General features: G+C 70.8%; 15 protein-coding genes. 12 read left to right on the forward strand and 3 right to left on the reverse strand.

Annotated elements, in window-relative coordinates; genetic code table 11:
• Positions 1 to 261 precede the first annotated feature (261 nt).
• Entirely contained in the window at positions 262 to 3,264 is a 3,003-nt protein-coding gene (locus ACFVQ0_RS10645) for a S8 family serine peptidase (protein ID WP_390086546.1), read from the forward strand.
• A gap of 98 nt (positions 3,265 to 3,362) precedes the next feature.
• Positions 3,363 to 3,971 (forward strand): hypothetical protein, encoded by a 609-nt coding sequence (locus tag ACFVQ0_RS10650; RefSeq protein ID WP_390086548.1) that lies wholly within the window; start codon positions 3,363 to 3,365, stop codon positions 3,969 to 3,971.
• 9 nt (positions 3,972 to 3,980) lie between these two features.
• On the opposite strand, the gene ACFVQ0_RS10655 is transcribed toward ACFVQ0_RS10650, so the two are convergent.
• Positions 3,981 to 5,099: an XRE family transcriptional regulator gene (locus ACFVQ0_RS10655; protein ID WP_390086550.1), complete on the reverse strand. Its 1,119-nt coding sequence runs from the start codon at positions 5,097 to 5,099 to the stop codon at positions 3,981 to 3,983.
• 242 nt (positions 5,100 to 5,341) lie between these two features.
• Here ACFVQ0_RS10655 and ACFVQ0_RS10660 point away from each other — a divergent pair, with 242 nt between their 5' ends.
• The 8 genes from ACFVQ0_RS10660 to ACFVQ0_RS10695 all read left to right on the forward strand — a co-directional run bounded on the left by ACFVQ0_RS10660 (position 5,342) and on the right by ACFVQ0_RS10695 (position 14,596).
• Positions 5,342 to 5,893 (forward strand): hypothetical protein, encoded by a 552-nt coding sequence (locus tag ACFVQ0_RS10660; RefSeq protein ID WP_390086552.1) that lies wholly within the window; start codon positions 5,342 to 5,344, stop codon positions 5,891 to 5,893.
• Between the two features lie 205 nt (positions 5,894 to 6,098).
• Positions 6,099 to 7,337, forward strand: a complete 1,239-nt coding sequence (locus ACFVQ0_RS10665) for an amidohydrolase (RefSeq protein ID WP_390086554.1) — start codon at positions 6,099 to 6,101, stop codon at positions 7,335 to 7,337.
• A gap of 138 nt (positions 7,338 to 7,475) precedes the next feature.
• Positions 7,476 to 8,513, forward strand: coding sequence for a BMP family protein (locus tag ACFVQ0_RS10670; RefSeq protein WP_390086555.1), 1,038 nt, complete (start codon positions 7,476 to 7,478; stop codon positions 8,511 to 8,513).
• A 257-nt stretch (positions 8,514 to 8,770) separates the two neighbouring features.
• Positions 8,771 to 10,375 carry an ABC transporter ATP-binding protein gene (locus tag ACFVQ0_RS10675; protein WP_390086557.1) on the forward strand — a complete coding sequence of 535 codons (1,605 nt, stop codon included), beginning with the start codon at positions 8,771 to 8,773 and terminating at the stop codon, positions 10,373 to 10,375.
• Complete coding sequence (locus tag ACFVQ0_RS10680; RefSeq protein WP_390086559.1) at positions 10,372 to 11,487, forward strand: ABC transporter permease; 1,116 nt, start codon at positions 10,372 to 10,374, stop codon at positions 11,485 to 11,487. The genes ACFVQ0_RS10675 and ACFVQ0_RS10680 overlap by 4 nt, the downstream gene beginning before the upstream one ends.
• The gene (locus ACFVQ0_RS10685) at positions 11,484 to 12,773 is read left to right on the forward strand and encodes an ABC transporter permease (RefSeq protein ID WP_390086561.1); all 1,290 of its coding nucleotides are present in this window, start codon (positions 11,484 to 11,486) and stop codon (positions 12,771 to 12,773) included. Before ACFVQ0_RS10680 ends, ACFVQ0_RS10685 begins: the two co-directional genes overlap by 4 nt.
• The gene (locus ACFVQ0_RS10690) at positions 12,770 to 13,192 is read left to right on the forward strand and encodes a cytidine deaminase (RefSeq protein WP_390086563.1); all 423 of its coding nucleotides are present in this window, start codon (positions 12,770 to 12,772) and stop codon (positions 13,190 to 13,192) included. Before ACFVQ0_RS10685 ends, ACFVQ0_RS10690 begins: the two co-directional genes overlap by 4 nt.
• 126 nt (positions 13,193 to 13,318) lie before the next feature.
• On the forward strand, positions 13,319 to 14,596 hold the full coding sequence (locus ACFVQ0_RS10695) for a thymidine phosphorylase (protein WP_390086565.1): 1,278 nt from the start codon (positions 13,319 to 13,321) through the stop codon (positions 14,594 to 14,596).
• A gap of 100 nt (positions 14,597 to 14,696) precedes the next feature.
• Here the strand turns inward: ACFVQ0_RS10695 and ACFVQ0_RS10700 are convergent, their stop codons facing one another.
• A complete protein-coding gene (locus tag ACFVQ0_RS10700) occupies positions 14,697 to 18,047 on the reverse strand; it encodes a S8 family serine peptidase (RefSeq protein ID WP_390086567.1) in 3,351 nt (1,116 codons plus the stop codon).
• A 345-nt stretch (positions 18,048 to 18,392) separates the two neighbouring features.
• On the opposite strand from ACFVQ0_RS10700, the gene ACFVQ0_RS10705 reads away from it, so the two are divergent.
• Entirely contained in the window at positions 18,393 to 18,695 is a 303-nt protein-coding gene (locus tag ACFVQ0_RS10705) for an STAS domain-containing protein (protein ID WP_390086569.1), read from the forward strand.
• A gap of 102 nt (positions 18,696 to 18,797) precedes the next feature.
• Here ACFVQ0_RS10705 and ACFVQ0_RS10710 read toward each other — a convergent pair whose 3' ends face one another.
• Positions 18,798 to 21,095 (reverse strand): LPXTG cell wall anchor domain-containing protein, encoded by a 2,298-nt coding sequence (locus tag ACFVQ0_RS10710; RefSeq protein ID WP_390086570.1) that lies wholly within the window; start codon positions 21,093 to 21,095, stop codon positions 18,798 to 18,800.
• A gap of 321 nt (positions 21,096 to 21,416) precedes the next feature.
• On the opposite strand from ACFVQ0_RS10710, the gene ACFVQ0_RS10715 reads away from it, so the two are divergent.
• A complete protein-coding gene (locus ACFVQ0_RS10715) occupies positions 21,417 to 22,400 on the forward strand; it encodes a hypothetical protein (RefSeq protein WP_390086572.1) in 984 nt (327 codons plus the stop codon).
• Positions 22,401 to 22,416: the final 16 nt, after the last annotated feature.

Below are 22,416 nucleotides of genomic sequence, written 5' to 3' on the forward strand. Positions count from 1 at the left end.
GTATGGGGGAGCCCCCGGACAGGTACGGCAGTCAGTCACGGCCGACCGTCCCCTCCCAGGTGGCGCCTTTGGTCACCAGGCCAAAGACGCCAACAGATTATCTGGACATCAAGTGATCGAACAGCGTTCACTCCTGAGTGATCGTCGGTCAAAAGCTCCACGTGAACGGCGGTTTGCCCACCCCAGTCGTCGGCATCCGCCCCGCGAGGCGAGCACCCCCGTTCGCCTGCCCGGCCTGCCCGGACCCCTGTGAGGAAACACGTGTCACCTCGGCCACGAAGAGCGTCCCGCATACGGCGCGGCACCATCGGCGCGCTGCTCACCACCACCCTCGCCGCCGTCAGCCTGCCCCTCGCCACCCCCGCCGCGGCCGCCACGGGCCCGGCGGCCCCCCTCGCCGCCGGCGTCTACCTGGTCACCCTCGCCGACCGGCCGATCGCCACCTACGACGGCAGCGTCGACGGCATCCCCGCCACCCGGCCCACCGAGGGGCGCAAGCTCGACGTCGGCGCCGCCAACGCCAAGCGCTACCGCACCCACCTGGTCGACGAACAGGCCCAGGTCGCCAGGAAGGTCGGCGCCACGGTCCGCCGGCACTACGCCGTCACCACCAACACCTTCAGCGCGCGGCTCACTGCCCGCCAGCTCGTCCGGCTCGCCGCCACCGAGGGCGTCACCTCCATCGCCCCGGACCGGCTCCACCACGCCACCGACGACAAGAAATCCACCGACTTCCTCGGGCTCTCGGGCCGCAAGGGCCTGTGGGCCTCCCTCGGCGGCAGCGCCAAGGCGGGCAAGGGCGTCGTCATCGGGGACATCGACACCGGTATCTGGCCGGAGAGCGCCTCGTTCGAGGCCCCCGCGCTCAAGCCCGGCAAGCGGGGCAAGAAGCCCGCCAAGAAGGACCGTTACCGGCCCTACCTCGACGGAACCACCACGGTGATGCCCAAGGCGGACGGCGGCACCTTCACCGGCACCTGCCAGACCGGCGACAGCTTCACGGCCGCCGACTGCAACGAGAAGATCATCAGCGCCCGCTACTTCGTCGACGGCTGGGTCCAGGCGTTCCCCGACTTCGACCCCGACTACTTCTCCGCCCGTGACGGCGAGGGCCACGGCACCCACACCGCGTCGACCGCGGCCGGTAACGCCGACGTCCGGGCCACCGTCGACGGCGCCGACTTCGGCACCGTCTCCGGCGTCGCCCCCGCCGCTGCCGTGGCCGTGTACAAGGCGCTCTGGCAGAGCAAGGACGGCAAGCACAGCGGTGGCCTGACCAGCGACCTCGTCGCCGCCATCGACCAGGCCGTGGCCGACGGCGTGGACGTCATCAACTACTCCCTCGGCGCTCCGTACGAGAGCGACTACGACGACCCCGCGCAGACCGCGCTCCGCAACGCCGCCGCCGCCGGGATCTTCGTGTCCACCGCCGGGGGCAACACCGGCCCCGACGCCTCCAGCCTCGACAACACCGCTCCCTGGACCACCACCGTCGCCGCCGGGACCATCGCCCCGTACACCGGAACCGTCACCCTCGGGAACGGGAAGAGCTACGCGGGCATCAGCACCAGCGTGCGGAACACCGTCGGCTCCGCGCCCCTCGTCCGTGCCGCCGCCGTCAGGGCCGACGGCTCCGACGCCACCGAGGCCGACGTCTGTGCCGAGGACACCCTCGACCCCGCACGCGTCACCGGAAAGATAGTCGTCTGCGACCGGGGCACCGTGGACCGCGTCGCGAAGTCCGCCGAGGTCCAGCGGGCCGGCGGCATCGGCATGGTCCTGGCCAACCTCCACGACGAGAGCACCGACGGCGACCTGCACTCCGTGCCGACCGTCCACCTGACCGGAGCCGACGCCACCGCCGTACGCGACTACGCCGCCACGGACAACGCCACCGCCACCCTCACCCCCGGCGCCGCCGGCAGCACCCCCTACCCGCAGGTCACGAGCTTCTCCTCACGCGGCCCCTCCCTCACCGGCAACGGCGACCTGCTCAAGCCCGACATCACCGCGCCCGGCGCGACCATCCTCGCCGCGGTGGCCCCGCCCGGTAACCAGGGCCGCGACTTCGACTTCTACTCCGGCACCTCCATGGCCGCCCCGCACATCGCGGGCCTCGCGGCGCTCTACTTCTCCGAGCACCCCAACTGGTCGCCCATGAGCGTCAAGTCGGCCATGATGACCACCGCGTCCCCCACCAAGACCCCCGACGGCAGGAACAGCACCGACGCCTTCGCCCAGGGCTCCGGCGAGGTCGAGGCCAGGGACATGCTCCGGCCCGGACTCGTCTACGACTCCACGGAGCGGGACTGGCTCGCCTACCTCGAAGGTTCCGGCGTCGACACCGGGACGGGTACCAGGGCCATCGACCCCAGCGACCTCAACTACCCCTCCATCGCCATCGGTGAGCTCTTCGGCAGCCAGACCGTCACCCGCACCGTCACCGCGACCTCTGCGGGCACCTACCGCGCCCAGGTCGACCTCCCCGGCGTCAAGGCCACGGTCTCCCCGTCCGTCCTGCGCTTCAGCCACGCCGGGCAGAAGCGCACCTTCACCGTCAAGCTCAAGGTGACCACCGCACGCGCGGGCGTCGTCGACACGGGCTCCCTGACCTGGAAGTCCGGCCGCACCACGGTCCGCAGCCCGATCGTCGTCACCCCGCAGAGCGTCCACGCCCCCGAGGAGGTCAAGGGCACCGGCACCGACGGCGAAAGCACCTACTCCGTCACCCCGGCCGCCAAGACGCTCGTGGCCACCGCCCACGGCCCCGTCTCCGCGCCCGTCACCAGGGGCACCCTGACCGGAAACGGTGAGGCCGACTACGAGGCGGTCATCCCGGCCGGCACCAGGGCCACCCAGATCTCGGCCCACTTCGACATCGCAGAGGGCGATATCGCCGGCCTCGTCTGGGGAAGGCTGGTCGACGGCGCCCTGACCGACCTCGCGCTCGTCGACCCCGACAGCGACGGAACCGCCACCGTCACCCTGCGGCAGCCCGACGCCGGGAAGATCTTCGTGGCTCTCGTCGCGGTCGACGGCAGCGGTACCGGCGCGAGCCTCACTCCGTACACCTACCAGGTGAACAACGTCACCGACGCCCCTGCGACCACCGGCAAGGTCACGGTCACGCCCGACCACGCCCGTGTGACCCCCGGCACCCCGACCGATCTGACCACCACCTGGTCGGGCGTCCCGTCGGACGCCAGGTCCACCGCCTGGATCGAGTACTCCAACGGCGCGGGTACGGTCCTGACCCTCAACTGACCCCGAGTCCGCCCCCGAGTCCGCCCCCCAGCGCACTCGGGGGCGGCCGGGGGTCATCCCCGATAGCCGCGGAATCACGCCGAGCTGATGATCGATACATGCAGATCACGGAAATGACGCGACGTCAGAACAGTGCCACCACGCGGGCGTTCCTACTGGCCCCGGCTCTGATGGCCGGTTACGGACTGGTGCGGGCGGCCGGGAAGGCGATGGGGGACTACGGGCCCGGTGTGTGGTGGTCGCTGGCGCACGTGCTGTTCCTGGCCGGCGTGCTCGCGTTCGTTCCGGTCTTCCGTGGCCTGCGGCTGCCGGACGGCGTCCGCGGCGGCAGACGGGCGGCCGTCCGGGTGGCTGCCGGGACCGGGCTGCTGGGGACCGCCGCGGTGGCGGTCCAGGCGGTGATCGACCTGGTGGTCGGGTTCGTCTCGGCGGACGACCGGGCCATGAGCGACATGTTCGAGAAGGTGCAGGACGTGCCCGGTGTGATGCCGCTGGTCTACACGGTCGTGCCGATGCTGTTCTGGCTCGGGCTGCTGGCGCTCGTCACGCTGCTCGCGTTCCTCCGCCGGGGCGACGTCCCGGCCCGGTCCCCGCTGCTGGTGCTGGCCGGCGTCGTCATGATGGCCGTGAGCCTGGACCTGCTGACGCTGGGGGCCCTGTGCATCGGACTCGCCCTCTTCCCGATGCGCCGGGGACTGCCGGGCTGACGGCGGCGCCTACGGCGACGGCTCGACCGTTCCGACCCGCAGGTACTTCGCGAAGTCGATGCGGTCGAGCGGGGCGTAGGCGCCGCCGCTGTTGCCCGGGGCCTGCGAGCCGAACTCGGAGGTGAAGCCGAACTCCTGGGCGTTCTTGACGTCGAACGCCCCGTACTCCTGAAGCGCCTTCGCTACCATCCGCTCGTACGGCCTGAGCGAGGTGTCGGCGTCGATGTCGTACGAGGGGTCCAGCCAGATGAACTGCCCGGCGCGCCACAGCCCTTGCCCCTGGCCGTCGCTGCCGACGGCGGGGAAGACATGGCGGCCGCTGTTGTCCGGGGTGCCGAAGCTCAGGGCGTGGTCGATGCGGCCGGCCTTCCAGTCCGCGCGGGTGATCAGCCCGGCGAGGCGGGACAGACCGCTCCCGGTGTCCTGGCCCTTCTCGGAGACCGACGAGCCACGGGTGTCGGACACGGCTCCCCATTCGCAACTGGGCCCGGCGGGCGACACCTTCGTCCGCCAGCACTCCATCGCCCGCCCGTCCGGCCCGATCACCACCGTCCACTCGCGGTCCGGGGCCGGCGCCTTCCACGACGGGTCCCAGGGGAAGCGGGCACCGTCGAAGGGGTTGGGCCCCCACTGGCCGACGTGCTCGCGCGGGGTGACCTCGTAGGTCCGGGTACGGGAGGTGGCCCGGTACACCAGGGATCCGGCCGTGCCGGTGTACAGCTTCACCCGGCCAGGGGCGAGCAGAGCGGAGACCATTCGCGCGGAGTCGGGCGACAGCCGGGGGTGCGGGTGGCGCCGGTTGAACGCGTCGTCGTCGGAGAAGAAGCGGGAGGAGCCCGCGGCGGCGGGCGGCGGCGCCCGGTGGTCCGGCCGGTTCGCGAGGACCACCGCTGCGGCCGTCAGCGCGAGCGCGACGACCCCCGCGACCGCGACGGCCCACCGCCGCCCCGTCGGCCGGGGCCGTGACGCGTCGAGCTCGTTCCGCGCCGCCTGCCAACGCCGCTCCCATTCCGCGCGGTTGCCGCCACACGCTTGCGCGTAGGCCAGGGCGACCGCGAGGGGCGGCAGCCGTTTTCCCTCCGCCGCCTCGGACAGGGCGCCGGGCGACTGGCCGGTGCGCGCGCCCATCTGACGGTAGCTCGGGGTGTCCGCCTCGCTGCGGAGCGCCCGTAACGCGTGAGCGAACCGCTCCGTCGCATCCGCCGCCGGACCGCCCGGCGGAGGCCGTAATCCTCCGGCCACCTCTCCGCCCTCCAAGCCACGGTCCGTGGCCGTCCATGGGTGACGTCCGGTCCGCCGTTCCGATTCTAGGAGTCACGGATATCCGCGAAAAGGCCGCGTCCGGCCGCGCGCCACGGAAGATGGAGGGCATGGAACAGGCGTTGGCGGCCCTGCTGGGCACCGGGCTGGGCGTCGCCGGAACCCTGTGCGCCTCCGGGCTGACGTACGCGTCCGCCCGGCGCCAGGCGCGCGACCAGGGGGTGGTCGACCACCTGCGGGAGCTGCGGAACGAGCGCCGGGAGGCCTACCTCGCGTTCATGCGGGCGGCGGAACCGGTCGACGACGTGCTGCACCGGCTCGCGCACCGGGACGGGGTGCCCGCCGCGGCCCGGGACACCCCGCCCACCGCCGACGCGCTGGACGCGGCCGTCGAGGAGCTCGGCACCGCGGTGCACGCGCTCAGCAAGGCACAGGCACGGCTCGATCTGATGGGCCCGGAGCCCGTGGCCGAGGACGCCGTGAACGTCTGGTCGGACGTGCGCTCCCTGCGGGCCTACCTCGAACGGGTGCTCCACGGGGTGCGCGAGAGCGCGGCGTACGACGGGTACCGCACCGGTCTCGAAGACGCGGTCGACACCCTGGAGAGGAGCCGGGAGAAGTTCACCCGGAGCGCCCGCGAGGTGATGACGGCACCACCGTGAGACGAGACGGGAGGCGAGACAGGAGGCGAGTCGCGAGGCCCCCTGGGCCCGCTGTGGGGCCGTGCCCGTCCTGTCGACGGAGCGCGCGAGTGTACCCATCCCGGGAGCGGCTCACACGCCGTGCTCCAGTCATTTATTCGTCTATGTGGCTGAACATTTCTTGTTTCATGGTCAGTTGGCGGGGGAAGGGCCTTACGCTTCACCAGTGAGCCACTCGACGTCCCGCCTCTGTGAAGTCCGGCCGCCCGCAGGAGAGGACCTGCCCGGCACGCTGCCCGAAGCGCTGCGTGCCGAACTGATCGCCTTCCGGCGTGACCTGCACATGCACCCCGAGCTCGGCAACCAGGAGTTCCGCACCACCGCGGCCATCAAGGCCCGGCTGGAGCTGGCCGGCCTGGAGCCTCGGGTGCTCGCCTCCGGGACCGGGCTCATGTGTGACGTCGGGACCAGGAGCGGGACCACGCGGCCCATGCTCGCGCTGCGGGCCGACATCGACGCGCTGCCGATCCCGGACACCAAGACGGGCGTCCCGTACCGCTCCACCGTGCCCGACCGGGCGCACGCCTGCGGGCACGACATCCACACCACCACCGTGCTCGGCGCCGGCCTGGTGCTCGCCGGTCTCGACCGGCAGGGGCTGCTGCCCAACCCGGTGCGGCTGATCTTCCAGCCGGCCGAGGAGGTGCTGCCCGGCGGGGCGCCCGACGCGATCGACTCGGGGGTGCTGGAGGGCGTCGGCCGGATCATCGGGGTGCACTGCGACCCGAAGGTGGACGTGGGGCGGATCGGGCTGCGGGTCGGGGCGATCACCTCCGCCTGCGACCGGCTGGAGCTGTCCCTGGACGGGCCCGGCGGCCACACCGCCCGCCCGCACCTGACCACCGACCTGGTCACCGCCGCCGCCCGGGTGGCCACGGAGGTCCCGGCGCTGCTGGCCCGCCGGGTCGACGCGCGGGCCGGGCTCGCGGTGACCTGGGGGCGGCTGGAGACCGGGCACGCCTGCAATGTGATCCCGCAACACGCCGAGCTCTCCGGCACGGTCCGCTGCCTCGATCTGGCGGCCTGGCGGGACGCCCCCGACCTGGTGCACGCGGCCATCGACGAGGTGGCCGGAATGCACCGGGCCAAGACGGTGATCAACTACATCAGGGGGGTGCCGCCCGTGGTGAACGACGCCGCCGCGATCGATCTGCTCACCGGTGCCATGACCGCCCGGCGCGGATCGTATGCGATCGAGGACACCGAACAGAGCCTGGGCGGGGAGGATTTCTCCTGGTACCTGGAGCACGTGCCGGGCGCGATGGCGCGGCTCGGCGTGCGTACGCCCGGCGACCCCCGCGGACTGGACCTGCACCGGGGGAATTTCGACGCGGACGAGGAGGCGATCACCGTGGGTGTGGAACTCTTCACCGCCGCCGCGTTGCTCGACGGTAATCATCTGTAACCGGACAGGTCACCCCCGGTTCGCGACGATCCGATAACGGCTTCCGTACAGGGCTTTATCTGACATCTACGCGCGTTACGATCGCCGCGAAACCAGCGCCGGAAGAGGCGCTTCGGTCAGGTTTGAAGGAGCCTTCCCTTGCGCCCGGTATCCAAGATCACCGCCGCGTGTGCCATTGCCGCGGCGCTCGCCCTCACTGCCACCGCGTGCGGCAGCTCGTCCGACGAGTCCAGCAGCTCCGACGGCAAGATGAAGATCGGCATGGCCTACGACGTGGGCGGCCGGGGTGACAACTCGTTCAACGACTCCGCGGCCCGCGGCCTGGACAAGGCCAAGGCCGAGTTCGGCGCCGAGACCAAGGAGCTCACCGCCAAGACCGGCGAGAGCTCGGCCGACCGTGACCAGCGTCTGCAGTCGCTCGCCGAGGGCGGCTACAACCCGGTCATCGCGATCGGCTTCGCGTACAAGGAAGCGGTCGACAAGATCGCCCCCAAGTACCCGAAGGTCAGCTTCGGCCTGGTCGACTCGGTGTCCGACGTGAAGAACGTCAACTCGATCGTCTTCACCGAGGAGCAGGGCTCCTACCTCGCCGGAGTCGCGGCGGCGCTGAAGTCCAAGGACGGCAAGGTCGGCTTCATCGGCGGTGTGGACCTCCCGCTGATCAAGAAGTTCGCCGCCGGCTTCCGGCAGGGCGTCACGGACACCAAGCCCAAGGCCACGGTGCAGATCCAGTACCTGTCCACCGGTTCCGACCTGTCCGGCTTCGGCAGCCCCGACAAGGGCAAGGAAGCCGCCAAGGGCATGCTCGACAAGGGCATCGACGTGATCTTCGCCGCCGCCGGTGGCTCCGGTGCCGGTTCGATCGAGGCCGTCGCGGGCAAGAAGGGCGCCTGGTCCATCGGTGTCGACTCCGACCAGGCCAAGGACCCGGCGCTGGCGAAGTACAAGGACACGATCCTGACCTCGGTCGTCAAGAACGTCGACGCCGGTGTCTTCGACCTGGTCAAGTCCGTCAAGGACGGCAAGCCGATGACCGGCACCACGACGTACTCGCTGGCCAAGGGCGGCGTCAGCCTGACCCCCACGGGTGACCACCTCAAGGACATCCAGACCCAGCTGGACGCCGCGAAGAAGAAGATCGTCGACGGCACCATCAAGGTCAAGTCCACGACCTGATCCGGCCCGTCGATCGGGGCCCGGGTGAGCGGCTTCCACCGCTCACCCGGGCCCCGATTCACGTACCCCCGCGACGGGGGTCACCGGCCCCGGTACGCCACCTGTGAACAGGTGGCCAACGATTCGGAAGCGCTACGCGCGTAGCGCCCGCTCGGGCGCGGTACCTTTTTCCGCCCCCGCAATCGGCACCCACCGCCTCCGCCCTCCGCTCCTGTCAAGGAGAGTGCGCCATCAACGCGTCCAGCAGTCCTCATGCCGTGGAGCTCCGCGGCATCACCAAGCGGTTCCCCGGGGTCGTGGCCAACCACGACATCGATATCACCGTGCGCCGCGGCACCGTCCACGCCCTCGTCGGTGAGAACGGCGCCGGCAAGTCCACGCTCATGAAGATCCTCTACGGCATGCAGAAGCCGGACGAGGGCACCATCGCGGTGGACGGCGAACAGGCCACGTTCTCCAACCCGGGCGACGCCATCGACCGGGGCATCGGCATGGTGCACCAGCACTTCATGCTGGCCGACTACCTCACCGTCCTGGAGAACGTCGTACTCGGCTCCGAGAAGCTGTACGGCATCGGGGACCGGGCTCGCGCCAAGATCAAGCAGATCTCCGACTCGTACGGTCTCGGCATCCGGCCCGACGCCATGGTCGAGGACCTCGGCGTCGCCGACCGCCAGCGCGTGGAGATCCTCAAGGTCCTCTACCGGGGCGCCCGCACCCTGATCCTCGACGAGCCCACCGCCGTCCTCGTACCGCAGGAGGTCGAGGCGCTCTTCGACAACCTGCGCGAGCTCAAGGCGGAGGGCCTCACCGTCATCTTCATCTCGCACAAGCTGGGCGAGGTGCTGTCGGTGGCCGACGAGATCACCGTCATCCGGCGCGGGACGACCGTGGGCACCGCCGACCCGGAGCACACCACGACCAAGCAGCTGGCCGAGCTGATGGTCGGCAGCGAGCTGCCGTCGCCGGAGACCCGCGAGTCGACCGTCACCGAGACGCCGATGCTGGACGTCGACGGGCTGCGGCTGACCGCCACCGACCCGGACGGGGTGGTGCGTGCCGTGCTCGACGGCATCACCTTCACCATCCACAAGGGCGAGGTGCTCGGCATCGCCGGTGTCGAGGGCAACGGCCAGTCCGAACTGGTCGACGCCATCATGGGCATGCGCACCCTCGACGCGGGCTCCCTGTCGCTGGACGGCGCGGACATCTCCCGTACCCCGACGCGCAAGCGCCGCGAGGACGGGATGGCCGTCATCCCCGAGGACCGCCACCGGCACGGACTGCTGCTGGAGGCCCCGCTCTGGGAGAACCGCATCCTCGGCCACGTCACGGAGCGCCCCAACAGCAAGGGCGCCTTCCTCGACCTCAAGGCGGCCCGCGCCGACACCGAGCGGATCGTGCGCGAGTACGACGTGCGCACCCCCGGCATCGAGGTCACCGCGGCCTCGCTCTCCGGCGGCAACCAGCAGAAGCTGATCGTCGGCCGCGAGATGAGCCACGCACCCAAGCTCCTGATCGCCGCGCACCCCACCCGGGGCGTGGACGTCGGCGCCCAGGCCCAGATCTGGGACCAGATCCGCGAGGCGCGCCGCGAAGGGCTCGCGGTGCTGCTGATCTCCGCCGACCTGGACGAGCTGATCGGGCTCTCCGACACCCTGCGCGTCATGTACCGCGGCGCCCTCGTCGCGGACGCGGACCCGGCGACCGTCACCCCGGAGGAGCTCGGCTCCGCGATGACGGGCGCGGCCGCGGGCCACCTCGAAACGCCCGCAGCGGCCGAGCCCGGGAGCGACGGCACCTCCGCCGCCCCCGGCACGGACGACGACACCGACCCCCGGGACGGGGGAGAGGACCGATGAAGAAGATCGACAAGGAGCGGCTGCTCCTGGGGATCGCGGCCCCCGTACTCGCGATCGTGGTCGCCTTCCTGGTGACGGCACTCGTGCTCGCCGCCACCGGCAAGGAGCCGTTCAGCGCCTTCGGCATCATGTTCGACTACGGGCTGAAGTCGGACAGCCAGGTCTACATCCTGAACAAGGCGACGACGTACTACCTCGCCGGTCTCGCGGTCGCCGTCGGCTTCCGGATGAACCTCTTCAACATCGGCGTCGACGGCCAGTACCGCCTCGCCGCGTTCTTCGCCGCGGCGGTCGGCGGCGCGCTGACCCTGCCGGGCGCCCTCCAGATCCCGCTGATCATCCTCACCGCGATGATCGTCGGCGCGATGTGGGCCGGTATCGCGGGCCTCCTGAAGGTCACCCGGGGCGTCAGCGAGGTCGTCTCGACGATCATGCTGAACTCCATCGCGACCGCCGTCATCGGCTACCTGCTCCAGCAGAACCGGCTCGGCCACCTCGACGAGGCCGGTACCAAGATCTCCACCAAGCCGCTCCCGGAGTCCTCGTACTTCTTCGAGTTCCCGACCACCCCGACGCCCGTCTGGGGCTTCATCGTGGTCGCGGTCGTCGCGGGCATCGCCTACTGGTTCACGCTCTCGCGCACCCGGTTCGGCTTCGACCTGCGCACGGTGGGCCAGTCCGGCTCCGCCGCCGAGGCCAGCGGCGTGAACGTCAAGAAGATGGTCGTCACCTCGATGCTCATCTCGGGCGCCGTGGCCGGTCTGATCGGCATGCCGACGCTGCTCAACGACAGCCACGAGTTCAGCGGCGACTTCCCCGTCGGCATCGGCTTCACCGGAATCGCCATCGCCCTCCTCGGCCGCAACCACCCCGTCGGCATCGCGCTCGGCGCGCTGCTCTGGGGCTTCCTGGAACGCGGCACCGGAAAGCTGGAGTTCGAGGGGTACGACAAGGAGATCGTCGGCGTGATCCAGGGCGTCATCGTCCTGTGCGTCGTCATCGCCTACGAAGTCGTCCGCCGCTACGGACTCAAGCGACAGCAGAGCAAGGTCGGCGCGGAACTCGCCGCACAGGCCGCCCGTAACTCCGACCAGCAGGAGGTGTCGGCGTGACCGTCACGGCGACTTCCACCCCGCCCCCCGCGGCCCGCAAGGTCTCCGGCGGCAAGGGCGGCCGCACCCGTCTCTCCTTCCCCGTCGTCCTCCTGATCATCGCGGGCGTGCTGCTCGCGCTGTCGGCCGTGCGCGCCATCACCGGCGCACAGGACGTCACCTCGGCCGGACAGATCAGCGCGGCCCTCGCGATGGCCGTGCCGATCGGCCTCGCCGGTCTCGGCGGCCTCTGGTCCGAACGGGCCGGCGTGGTCAACATCGGCCTCGAAGGCATGATGATCCTCGGCACCTTCTTCGGCGCCTGGGCCGGCTGGCAGACCAACCCCTGGCTCGGCGTGCTCGCCGGTGTCGTCGGCGGAATGCTCGGCGGCCTGCTGCACGCGGTGGCGACCGTCACCTTCGGCGTCGACCACATCATCTCCGGCATCGCGATCAACATCCTGGCGCTCGGCTTCACCACCTACTTCGCCAAGCTCTGGTTCAACTCGGGCGAGGCGGCGACCAAGGGCGGCTCACCCAAGCAGTCCCCACCGGCCGACGACATCACCTCGGTGACGATCCCCGGCCTCTCCGACTGGCTGCACAGCGTCGAGAAGCACCACTGGTTCTTCGTCTCCGACCTGGCCGGAGTCCTCGGCGGAATCGTCACCAACGTGTCGCTGCTGACGATCGTCGCCGTGGTCCTCTTCGTCGTGACGTTCTTCGTCCTCTGGAAGACCGCCTTCGGCCTGCGGCTGCGCTCCTGCGGCGAGAACCCGGTGGCCGCCGAGTCGCTCGGCGTCAACGTGTACACGTACAAGTACATCGCGGTGATCATCTCCGGCGGCATGGCCGGACTGGGCGGTGCCTTCCTCTCCCTGGTCACCTCGCACATCTACAACGAGGGACAGACCGGCGGCCGGGGCTACATCGGTCTCGCCGCGATGATCTTCGGCAACTGGCGGCCCGGCGGACTCGCCATGGGCGCGGGCCTGTTCGGCTTCGCCGACGCGCTCCAGCTGCGCAACGGCGGCGAGTCCGTCCACGCGCTGCTCCTGCTGCTCGTGGTCGCGCTGGCCGGTATCGCGGCCTGGAAGCTCTACCGCAAGAGCTTCGTGCAGGGTGCCGTCAGCGCGGTCGTCGCCGCCGCCATCCTGGTCTGGTACCTCGCCACGGACACCGTGCCCACCGAGTTCGTGAGCGCGACCCCGTACGTCGTCACGCTGCTCGTCCTCTCGCTCTCCGCACAGCGGCTGCGGATGCCGAAGGCGGACGGCATGCGCTACCGCAAGGGCCAGGGCAAGTGACGCCCACCGCCGGAGCGGGCGCCACCGCTGTGGCAGGGGCCGACTGGGACGCCCTGCGGACCGCCGCCCGGGAAGCCATGTCCCGGGCGTACGCGCCCTACTCGGGCTACCCGGTCGGCGTCGCCGCCCGGGTGGACGACGGCCGCGTGATCGTCGGCTGCAACGTCGAGAACGCCTCGTACGGCATCAGCCTCTGCGCCGAATGCGGACTGGTCTCCCAGCTGCACGCCACCGGCGGCGGCCGGCTGACCCACTTCACCTGCGTGGACGGGTCGGGCGAGATCCTGGTCCCGTGCGGCCGGTGCAGGCAGCTGCTGTACGAGTTCGGCGGACCGGAACTCGTCCTGGAGACCCCGGACGGCTTCCGCACCCTCGACGAGATGCTCCCGCAGGCGTTCGGACCCTCGCACCTCGGGTAGCACCCCGTCGGGTGGGCCCGCACATGGGCCCACCCGACGGCTCTTTTCCCCTCTATGCGCGTAGAGTCAACGGGACTCATGCGTACCCATCGCGCACGTACGTACCGGCCGGAAGGACTCCAGACCATGGACGCCATCTCCGTCATCCGCACCAAGCGGGACCGAGGCGAGCTGACCCCCGAGCAGATCGACTGGGTCATCGACGCGTACACCCGCGGTGAGGTGGCCGACGAGCAGATGTCCGCGCTGGCCATGGCGATCCTGCTGAACGGCATGAACCGTACGGAGATCGCCCGCTGGACCGCCGCGATGATCGCCTCCGGCGAGCGGATGGACTTCTCCGCGCTCTCCCGCCCCACCACCGACAAGCACTCCACCGGCGGCGTCGGCGACAAGATCACCTTGCCGCTCGCCCCGCTGGTCGCCGCCTGCGGCGCCGCCGTACCGCAGCTCAGCGGCCGCGGCCTCGGCCACACCGGCGGCACCCTCGACAAGCTGGAGTCCATCCCCGGCTGGCGCGCCCACATCAGCAACGCCGAGATGCTGGACGTCCTCGACACCACCGGCGCCGTCATCTGCGCGGCGGGCGACGGCCTCGCCCCCGCCGACAAGAAGCTGTACGCGCTCCGCGACGTCACCGGCACCGTCGAGGCGATCCCGCTCATCGCCAGCTCGATCATGTCCAAGAAGATCGCGGAGGGCACCGGCGCACTCGTCCTGGACGTCAAGGTCGGCTCCGGAGCCTTCATGAAGACCATCGAGGACGCCCGCGAACTGGCCTCCACCATGGTCGCCCTGGGCACCGACAGCGGCGTCCGCACGGTCGCCCTCCTCACCGACATGGCCACCCCCCTCGGCCTGACCGCGGGCAACGCCCTTGAGGTCCGCGAGTCCGTCGAGGTGCTGGCCGGCGGCGGCCCCAGGGACGTCGTCGACCTCACCCTCGCCCTCGCCCGCGAGATGCTGGACGCGGCCGGGCTCAAGGACGCCGACCCGGAGAAGGCCCTCGCGGACGGTTCCGCGATGGACGTCTGGCGCCGGATGATCTCCGCCCAGGGCGGCGACCCCGACGCCACCCTCCCGGTCGCCCGCGAACAGCACATCGTGACGGCCCCCGCCTCCGGAGTCCTCACCCGCCTGGACGCGTACGACATCGGCGTCGCCGCGTGGCGCCTCGGCGCGGGCCGCGCCCGCAAGGAGGACCCGGTCCAGGCCGGCGCGGGCATCGAGCTCCACGCCAAGCCGGGCGACGAGGTGACCGAGGGCCAGCCGCTGCTGACGCTGCACACGGACACCCCGGAGAAGTTCGACTACGCGCTGAAGGCGCTCCCGGAGGCGTACGACATCGCCCCGTCCGGCACCCCGTTCACCGCCACCCCGGTGGTCCGGGAGCGCATCGCGTAACCGCGCCCGCCCACGCGAACGGCCCGCCGGGACGGTGTCTCACCGTCCCGGCGGGCCGCTGTCACGCGGTCGGCGCCGACTGCTTCGAGCCGGTCACCGGCTACTTGCCGAAGTAGGCGTCATAGATCGCCACCGACGACTTGTTGCCCTTCTTGTCCGTCACATTGGCCTTGAAGGAGAGGGACTTCTTCTTGGCCGGGTTCTTCACGGAGATCTTGCCCTTCTTGACCGCCGTCTTCTTCCAGGTCTTCCCGGCGTCGTAACTGACGTACACCGTGAGCGACTTGAGGTTCTTCCCGGCGGCCGCGCCCTGCACCGTCACCGGCACGGAGACGGACTTCCCGGCCTTGGCCGTGCTGTCGAGTGCCACCTCGGGCGTGAAGCGGACCATGGACACCGGCAGTGCGACGAGATCCTGTGTCCGGCCGGACCGGAAGGTCCAGCTCGCGTCGATCCGGGTGGAGACGGAAGCGACGTCGGTGCCGCGCCGGACCGACGTGGTCAGCCGGTAGTCGGCCGCCGCGGCCGGCACGGTGATGGTGTTCTCGCCGGTCAGCGGGTCGTCGTTCCTGACGAGCACCTTGCCGTTGCGGTACAGCGCGGTCTTCACCGAGCGGTAGGCGGAGCCGCCGACGTTCCGGTGCCCGTCGGCGGTCAGCGGCAACGACGCCACCAGGCCGTCGCGCTCACGGAAGATCCCGAAGTCGGCGTTGATGTACGGCCCGAACACCGCGGTGTTCACGGTCCTCGCGTACGTCTTGCCCGCCTTGACGGTCTGCGGGGCACCGAGCGAGAACCAGGCGTCGGAGCGCGGGAAGCCGTCCTCGTCGGGGGCGCCGCTCTGCTCGAAGTCGAAGCTCCAGTTCACCTTGTCGGCGGTGGACACATAGGCGGTGGTGGTGGACGGGAGCTTCTGAGTGGTGATGGCCGCCCAGCCGCCGAACTGGCCGGGCACCGTGCCCGACGCGGAGATGTCGCCGGTCTTGCCCTTGACGGAGGAACCGGCGCGGATCGTGAACCTGGCCAGCTGACCGCTGCTGAACGCGCGGTGGTAGCCGGTCGCCGCCCGGCGCACCGGGCCGCCGACCGAGATGTCGTACCGTGTCGCGCCACCCTTGGCCCAACTGCCACTCCAGTGCTGCGAGAGCTGGATGGCGGTCACCTCGGGACCGATGTGCGCGGTGCGCAGCTGCTTGTACGAGTCGAGCAGCCAGCCGTAGCCGTAGGCTTCGTCCTTGGTCTCGAACTGGAGGTCGGGCGTGGCGAGCAGGGGCTTCGCACCGGCGGCCGGAACGGTGATGTCGACCGGCTTGGCCAGTCGCGCGTCGAAGGTCACCTTGGTGTTCTTGGTGACCTTCAGGTACGGCTGGGTGAGCCAGTCGACGCCCTTGTCGTAGTTCTCCGGGTCGACGAACACGGCCGAGTTCAGCACGTACCCGCCCTTGGGGACACGGAGCTTCGCCGTGCCGTCGACCGACTCGGGCGACTCCCACAGGCCGGACGAGGCGCCGCCGGTGCCGTAGACGTCGCCCGTGGTGAACGCGGCCGGCTTGCCGTCGCGCCCGATGGTCTTGAGCGTGAGGTCGTACGACTCGCGCTCGCGCTCCACGGCCGCGCTGGTGCGGACGGTCTGCCCGCCGCCGGTCGCGACGAGGGACGCGGAGTAGGTGCCGACGGCCGTGCCGCCGAGCTTGGTGTTCACGGTCAGCGGCACCCGGGCGGTGCCGCCCGCCGGGACGGTCACGCCGGTGGCGCCGAGGGTGAAGAAGCCGGCCGGGGCCGGCTTGCCCATCGGGCCGGTGCCCTGGACGGTGAGCGCGAGCGTCACATCGGTCGTACCGAGGTTGCGGTACGACACCTGCTTGGTGACCGGCGCGTCATCGGTGTGCGGCCACTGCTGGAGGCCGAAGCTCACCGAGACCGGGTCGGCGACGACGGACTGCGTGATCGCCCGGTCGACCGCGATCCGGCCCGAGCCCTGCTCGAAGGGGGTGTACTTCCCCGGCTTCGTGGACGCCGTGAGCGCGCCCTTGAGCTCGGTGTTCTTCCACGCGGGGTGCTGCTGCTTGAGAAGCGCCGCGGCGCCCGCCACGTGCGGGGTCGCCATCGACGTACCGGAGATCGTCAGGTACCCGGGCGGGTTCTGGCCGACCTCCTTGTCGATCACGGAGCCCGGTGAGGCCGCCGCCGTGATGTCCACACCGGGTGCGGTGACATCGGGCTTGATCGCGCTGTCGCCGACCCGGGGCCCGCGGCTGGAGAAGTCCGCCAGCAGGTCGTGGTCGTCCACCGCGCCCACGGTCAGCGCGGCGTCCGCGCTGCCGGGGGAGCCGACCGTGCCCGCCTGGTCGCCCTCGTTGCCCGCCGCGATGGCGAAGAGCACGCCGCTGGAGGCGGAGAGCTTGTTGACCGCCGCCTCCAGCGGGTCGATGCCCGGGGTGTCGGTGCCTCCCAGGCTCAGGTTGATGATGTCGGCGCCCTGAGCGACCGCCCAGTCCATACCGGCCAGGATGCCGGAGTCGTCACCGAAGCCGTCGTCGTCGAGCACCTTGGCCTCAAGGAGCTTGGCGTCGGGGGCCACCCCCTTGAACTTCCCGCCCGACTTCGCGCCCGTACCGGCCGCGATCGACGAGACGTGGGTGCCGTGGCCGAAGTGGTCCAGGGTGTCGGGCGTCCCGGCGAAGTTCTTGGACGTGAGGATCTGGCCCTTGAGGTCCGGATGGGTGGCGTCCGCTCCGGTGTCCAGGACGGCGATCTTGACACCCTTCCCCGTGTAGCCCGCCTTCCAGGCGGTCGGGGCGCCGATCTGCGGGACGCTCTTGTCGAGGCTCGCCCGGCGCACGCCGTCCAGCCACACCCGGTCGATTCCGGCTGCCGTCGTCCGCTGGGCGCTGTTCGAGGGCCTGGCGGTGAGCGCCCGCCAGACGGCCGCCGCGTCCTCCCGCGGGGTGGCCACGGACTGGACGTTCAGCGATTTCAGCACGGGCCCGACGCGGGTCGCGCCCGCGTCCCGGATTCCGGCCTTCGCGGCCGTGGCCCCGGTGCCCCGGTAGGCGACGATCAGCTTCAGACCCGACTTCTGCGCCCTGCGGTTCTCCGCCCGGTTCAGCTCCGTGACGTCGAACAGCCGGCGGTCCAGCTTTCCGGAAGCGATCAGACGGTGTGCGTCGACGGGGACGAGCAGGGTGTGCCCGTCGACTATCTGACGCTGCACGGGTATGTGCTCGCGTCCCGCCGCCGGGCGGAAGCTCACGATCCGGCCCTTGGCGTCCACTGAGACGCGGTCGCCGGTGATGAGAGTCAACTGGTGCCGGGCCCCGGACGGGCTGCCCGCCGACCGGGACGGGCTGCTGTCGCGTGCCGCGGCCGGGGTGGTCAACCCGGCCGCGAGGGCCCGGGGGCCCGCGGGGGCGTCGGTCCTACAACCGTATATTCTGTCGTGTCGGCGCATCACTCCCCGCGGAGATCCTGGTGACCCCGAAGGGGCCACTGAGCCGCCGGCGCCGATGCGTGCATCGGCGCCGGCAGTTTCACCCGTAGAGAGGGGTGGTCTGATCGGAGTGGTTCACAGCAGACACAAAGGTGTTCGAAGTTGGCGTCTCTTCGTCGTCTGTCGACTACCCCCGTGATGCGATGGAGCAGCCGTCGCAGAGGTGGCCGGAGAGGCGTACGAGCTGCTGGGGGCACCTGGGTCCCCCGAGCGACCGGTCGTGGGAGTGCGGCGGTCCGGCGACAGGCGGTGAGCGGCGGGCCGATGAGTTTCGGCCGCCGGACCGGTCTTCCGGATGTGGATGCCATGGCCCCGATCGTTCTCACCGTCTCCGGACGCGTCACCCGGTCCGCCGTCCCCGGGCTCTGCGCCGAGCTGGAGGCGCTGTTGGCCACGGCCGACAGGGAAGCGACCTCGGTGTACTGCGACGTGGCCGCCGTCGTCCGACCGGACCTGGCCGCCGTGGAGGCGATTGCCCGCCTGTCGCTGGTCGCCCGCAGATCGGGCGGCAGACGGCTGCGGCTGCGCGGAACGTCGCCCGAGCTGCGGCTGCTGATCGAGCTGATGGGGTTGAGCGAAGCGGTGGGTCTCGCCGGTACGTCGTCGTGAGCGGGGGCGTGGAAGGCGGAGCTCCGGGAGCCGGTGCGGGGTAGCTTCCGGCCCCCGCACCCGGGAGGGGTACGGGGGCCGGTCACCGCGGATGCCCCAGTGCTACTGGCTGTTCAGGCCGTGCCTGCGCCTGAACCGGACGAGTGCTCCGCCGGCCGCGAGCAGGGCCGCGGCGAGGCCGGCGATCGTCAGTACCTGGGTGCCGGTGTCGGCCATGCTGCCGCCGCCCCCGCCCCCGCTTCCGCCGGTGGACGGGGTGGGGTGCGGGGTGGTGGCGGACGGCGTGGGCTGCGGGGTTGTGGTGTGGGTGGGGGACGGGGTGGCGGTCGGTTTGCCGGTGGGCTTGCCGGTCGGGGTGGGGGAGGGGCTCGGGCCGCCGCCTCCCGCGTTGCCGCTGTCGTCGCCGCCCATCACCGTGGTGCCGGTCGCCTGGTAGTCGAGGGCCTCGTTGCGCGAACCCTTGGTGACGGACGGCAGGTTGGGCTTCTCGGTCCGGAACACCGTTCGGCTGACCTTCTGCTGCGGCTGCTTGGTCAGGTCGACGCCGCCGACGGTGTAGACCCAGACCTCGCCGCCGACGGGGATCTCGTACTTGAAGTCGCCCTCGGTGTAGGAGCGCTTCATCTCCTTCCAGACGGTCAGCTTGTCCCAGTCGGAGTTCTTGCCGCGCAGCGGCCAGCGCTTCACCTGGTCGCTGTCGATGATCTTGCTGAAGGAGCCGCCGAAGGCCTTCGGGTCCTCGGCGACGGTCTGGCGGACGTACTCGGCCGCGATACGGGCCTTGTAGACGCGGCGCAGATCGGCGTACTTGGCGTCCTCGTTGATCTGCTTCTGCACCACCGGCAGGATCGTCTCGCGGTAGACGTCCATGTTGTGCGCGGTCTGCTCCTTGGTCAGGGTGCAGGGCATGCCGCCGCCGGGTCCGGGGGTGCTGTAGTCCTGGGCGACGGTCTTGACATCGAGCGGGGCGCTGAGGATGTACGCGCCGTCCTTCTCGATCCGGACGCGGGCCTTCTTCGGGACGATCCAGTTACGGGTCGAGCCCATGCAGGGCGCACCGTTGACCTTGGTGATCTCGTTCCAGAACCGCTTGCCCGCCTCGGTCTTCGGGTCCTCCGCGCGGCCGAAGTCGTGCTTCATCTCCATGTCGGCCTCAAGCAGGACGCGCCCGGCGTCGGTCTTGTCGAACGGCGCCTTCATGATCGTGTCGGGGTCGTCCGGATTGAGGTTGACCCAGAAGTGGTCGGGCGTGAGCGCGAGCCAGGTGAAGAACGCGTCGGAGGTCAGCTGGGCCTTCTCCTGCCCGCCGTAACCGGGCGCCGTCTCCTCGTCGGTGTTCTTCGCGCTGAAGGCGTACGAGAGGTTCCCGGTCTTCGTCTGCCCGATGTAGGAGATGTCGAGGGTGGAGAAGTCGACACCGCCGGGGCTGCGGAGGCCGTTGCCCGGCTGCTGGATCAGGCCGCGGGCCCGCTCCATCTGGCGGCGGGCGTCCTCGGGGGTCGGCGCCGACCTGCGGGCCATGTCGTAACCGGAGCCGAACGAGGGCCGGTTCGGGTCCGGCGTCATCAGCTTGTTGGTGCTCGGGGTGTACTTGCCGACGGTGTAGCGCGGATTCGGAGTGGCCGCGTGCCGGTAGTACTTCACCCCGGCTTCCTTGTACTTGGTGACCGTGTTGGCGTCGGGCTCCTGGCCGTTGATGTAGACGACCTTCCAGCCCCGCCGGACGAGCTCGGCGTCGATCTTGAGCTGCCGGGCGTCGTAGCCGACCCCGGACTTGACCTCGTACACGGTCCGGGTGCGCTGGTTGACCGCGTCGAAGACCCGGCCGTCCTTCATCACGTCCTTGCCGAGGGTCCGCTCAAGCTCCTTGTACAGCTTGGGGTCCAGGTCGCGGACGTTCTTCTGGCAGATCCAGTCGACCCCGCCGAGGTCGAAGTACTTCACGACCTCCGACTCGAAGCCGTTGCCCCGCTTGTTGTTGCCCTCGTTGCGGGAGTAGATGCTGTTCAGCCACTCGTTGAACGAACCCGCGTAGGGCTTGGCCCCGGCCTGGTTCTGCTTCCAGGTGGTGACCGCGTGCTCCGGTGTCCCGAAGGCGTACTTCTTCGGGTTGTCCCCGTCGGGCAGCGCGATCAGTCCGGGGTCGGTCAGTGCCTCGAAGCCCTTGGCCAGGTGGTCGTAGCTGTAGAAGCGGTCCTCGGCGTCCGGGGTCTTCCACTGGTTGGGACCGGCGGGCTTGGAGCCGGGCAGCTTGTACGCCGGCGGCGGCGTCGGGCTCGTGCCGTACTTGTCCATGCAACGGCCCAGCATGGGCTTGGGCGGCGCCGCCTCCGCGCCGTCGTGGAGGCCCGGCAGCGGGGCGGCGACCAGCACGGTCGCACCGAACGCAACGGCCGCCACGCGAAGCCTTAACCAGCCGCGTGCACGCATCGCAAAACGCATGATTTCTTGTCCCTCGTGGGGGCGGCGGTCAGTCCCTGCCCCCAGGGCGCGGGCCCTCGTGGACAGGGCGCGAAAGGGAAAGCGGCGGTGCATGGCCCCCGTTGCTGGCACCGCCTCTTCCGGCCCCGGCGCGATGGGCGCGGAAGAGGCCGATACCCGGCACCATAGACTCCGGGGCCTCGCGGCCCACAAGGATTACACAGGCGTGGCGCACAACAACCACAGCTTCTTCAAGGCGACTTGGCGCCGGGACGGGGCACCGGCCTACGCTTTCCGGTCATGAACACCAACCCGCACCACCCGGCCCGCGAGCACCTCCTCGAACGGTGGCTGGATGACATGCAGGTGCTGGCCGGACGGCTGGAGCAGGTGCACCTTCCCGACGGCTTCCCGTTCGACTACTCGCCCGCCTCACTGGCCCCGCTGGAAGAGGCGCTGCTGGCGGAGGGGCCCGACGCCGACTTCCGCCGGGCCGCGATCCCCTACCTCGGGGAGATCCTCATGGACGTCTGCGGCGGCCGGTGGGACATCGACCCGGAGGCGGGCGGCGAGGACGGCGAACCCTTCGTCCGGCCCGACCCCGCGCTGGGCCTGGACCCGCTGTTCATCGGCACGCTCATCGACCTCGCGCTGGCCGAGGAGTCGGGCGAGGCACTCACCCGGGATTACGGGGAGCTGGCGGAGGCCGTCTCCGCATGGCGGCTGACCGCGCCGGGCCGGGGGCCGGAGAAGGAACGCTCGCCGCTGGACCCGATCGGCCCGCAGCCGGTGGACGCGTGGCTGCTGCGCTGGCTCACCGCCCGGCGTGATGACCACCCGGCCTGGGTACGGCGGCTCTCCGAGGCCGCCTCGCCCGCGGCGGCCGAGGCGGCGGCCGTCGAGTGGGACTTCAGCCCGGCCGGCCTGGACGCCCTGGAACGGCAGGTACGCGTCCGGTACCGCACACCGGCCGAATTCGACGCCGAATCCGCGGCCGGGCCCGAGACTGGTTCCGAGGCCGACGGGCCGTTCCTCCCCGGCGCCGTCTGGTACCTGGGAGAGGTCATCCGCCGGCACCACGACAGCACCTGGGTGCACTGGGCGATCGAGCCGGACGCCCCGCGCGGCAGCCACCACCACCCGGACAACCCCTGGTCGGGCATCCCCTTCACCCACCAGCCCCACAAGCGCCGGGCCCGCCCCTGCGACCCGCGCGAACTGCTGCGCGGCCTGATCCGCTACGGCGCGGACTACCACCTGGACCGCGTGATCGCGGACATCTGACGGCCGTCACCACCAC

Origin of the sequence: Streptomyces sp. NPDC057900 (assembly GCF_042887885.1) — a bacterium.
Taxonomy (GTDB): domain Bacteria; phylum Actinomycetota; class Actinomycetes; order Streptomycetales; family Streptomycetaceae; genus Streptomyces.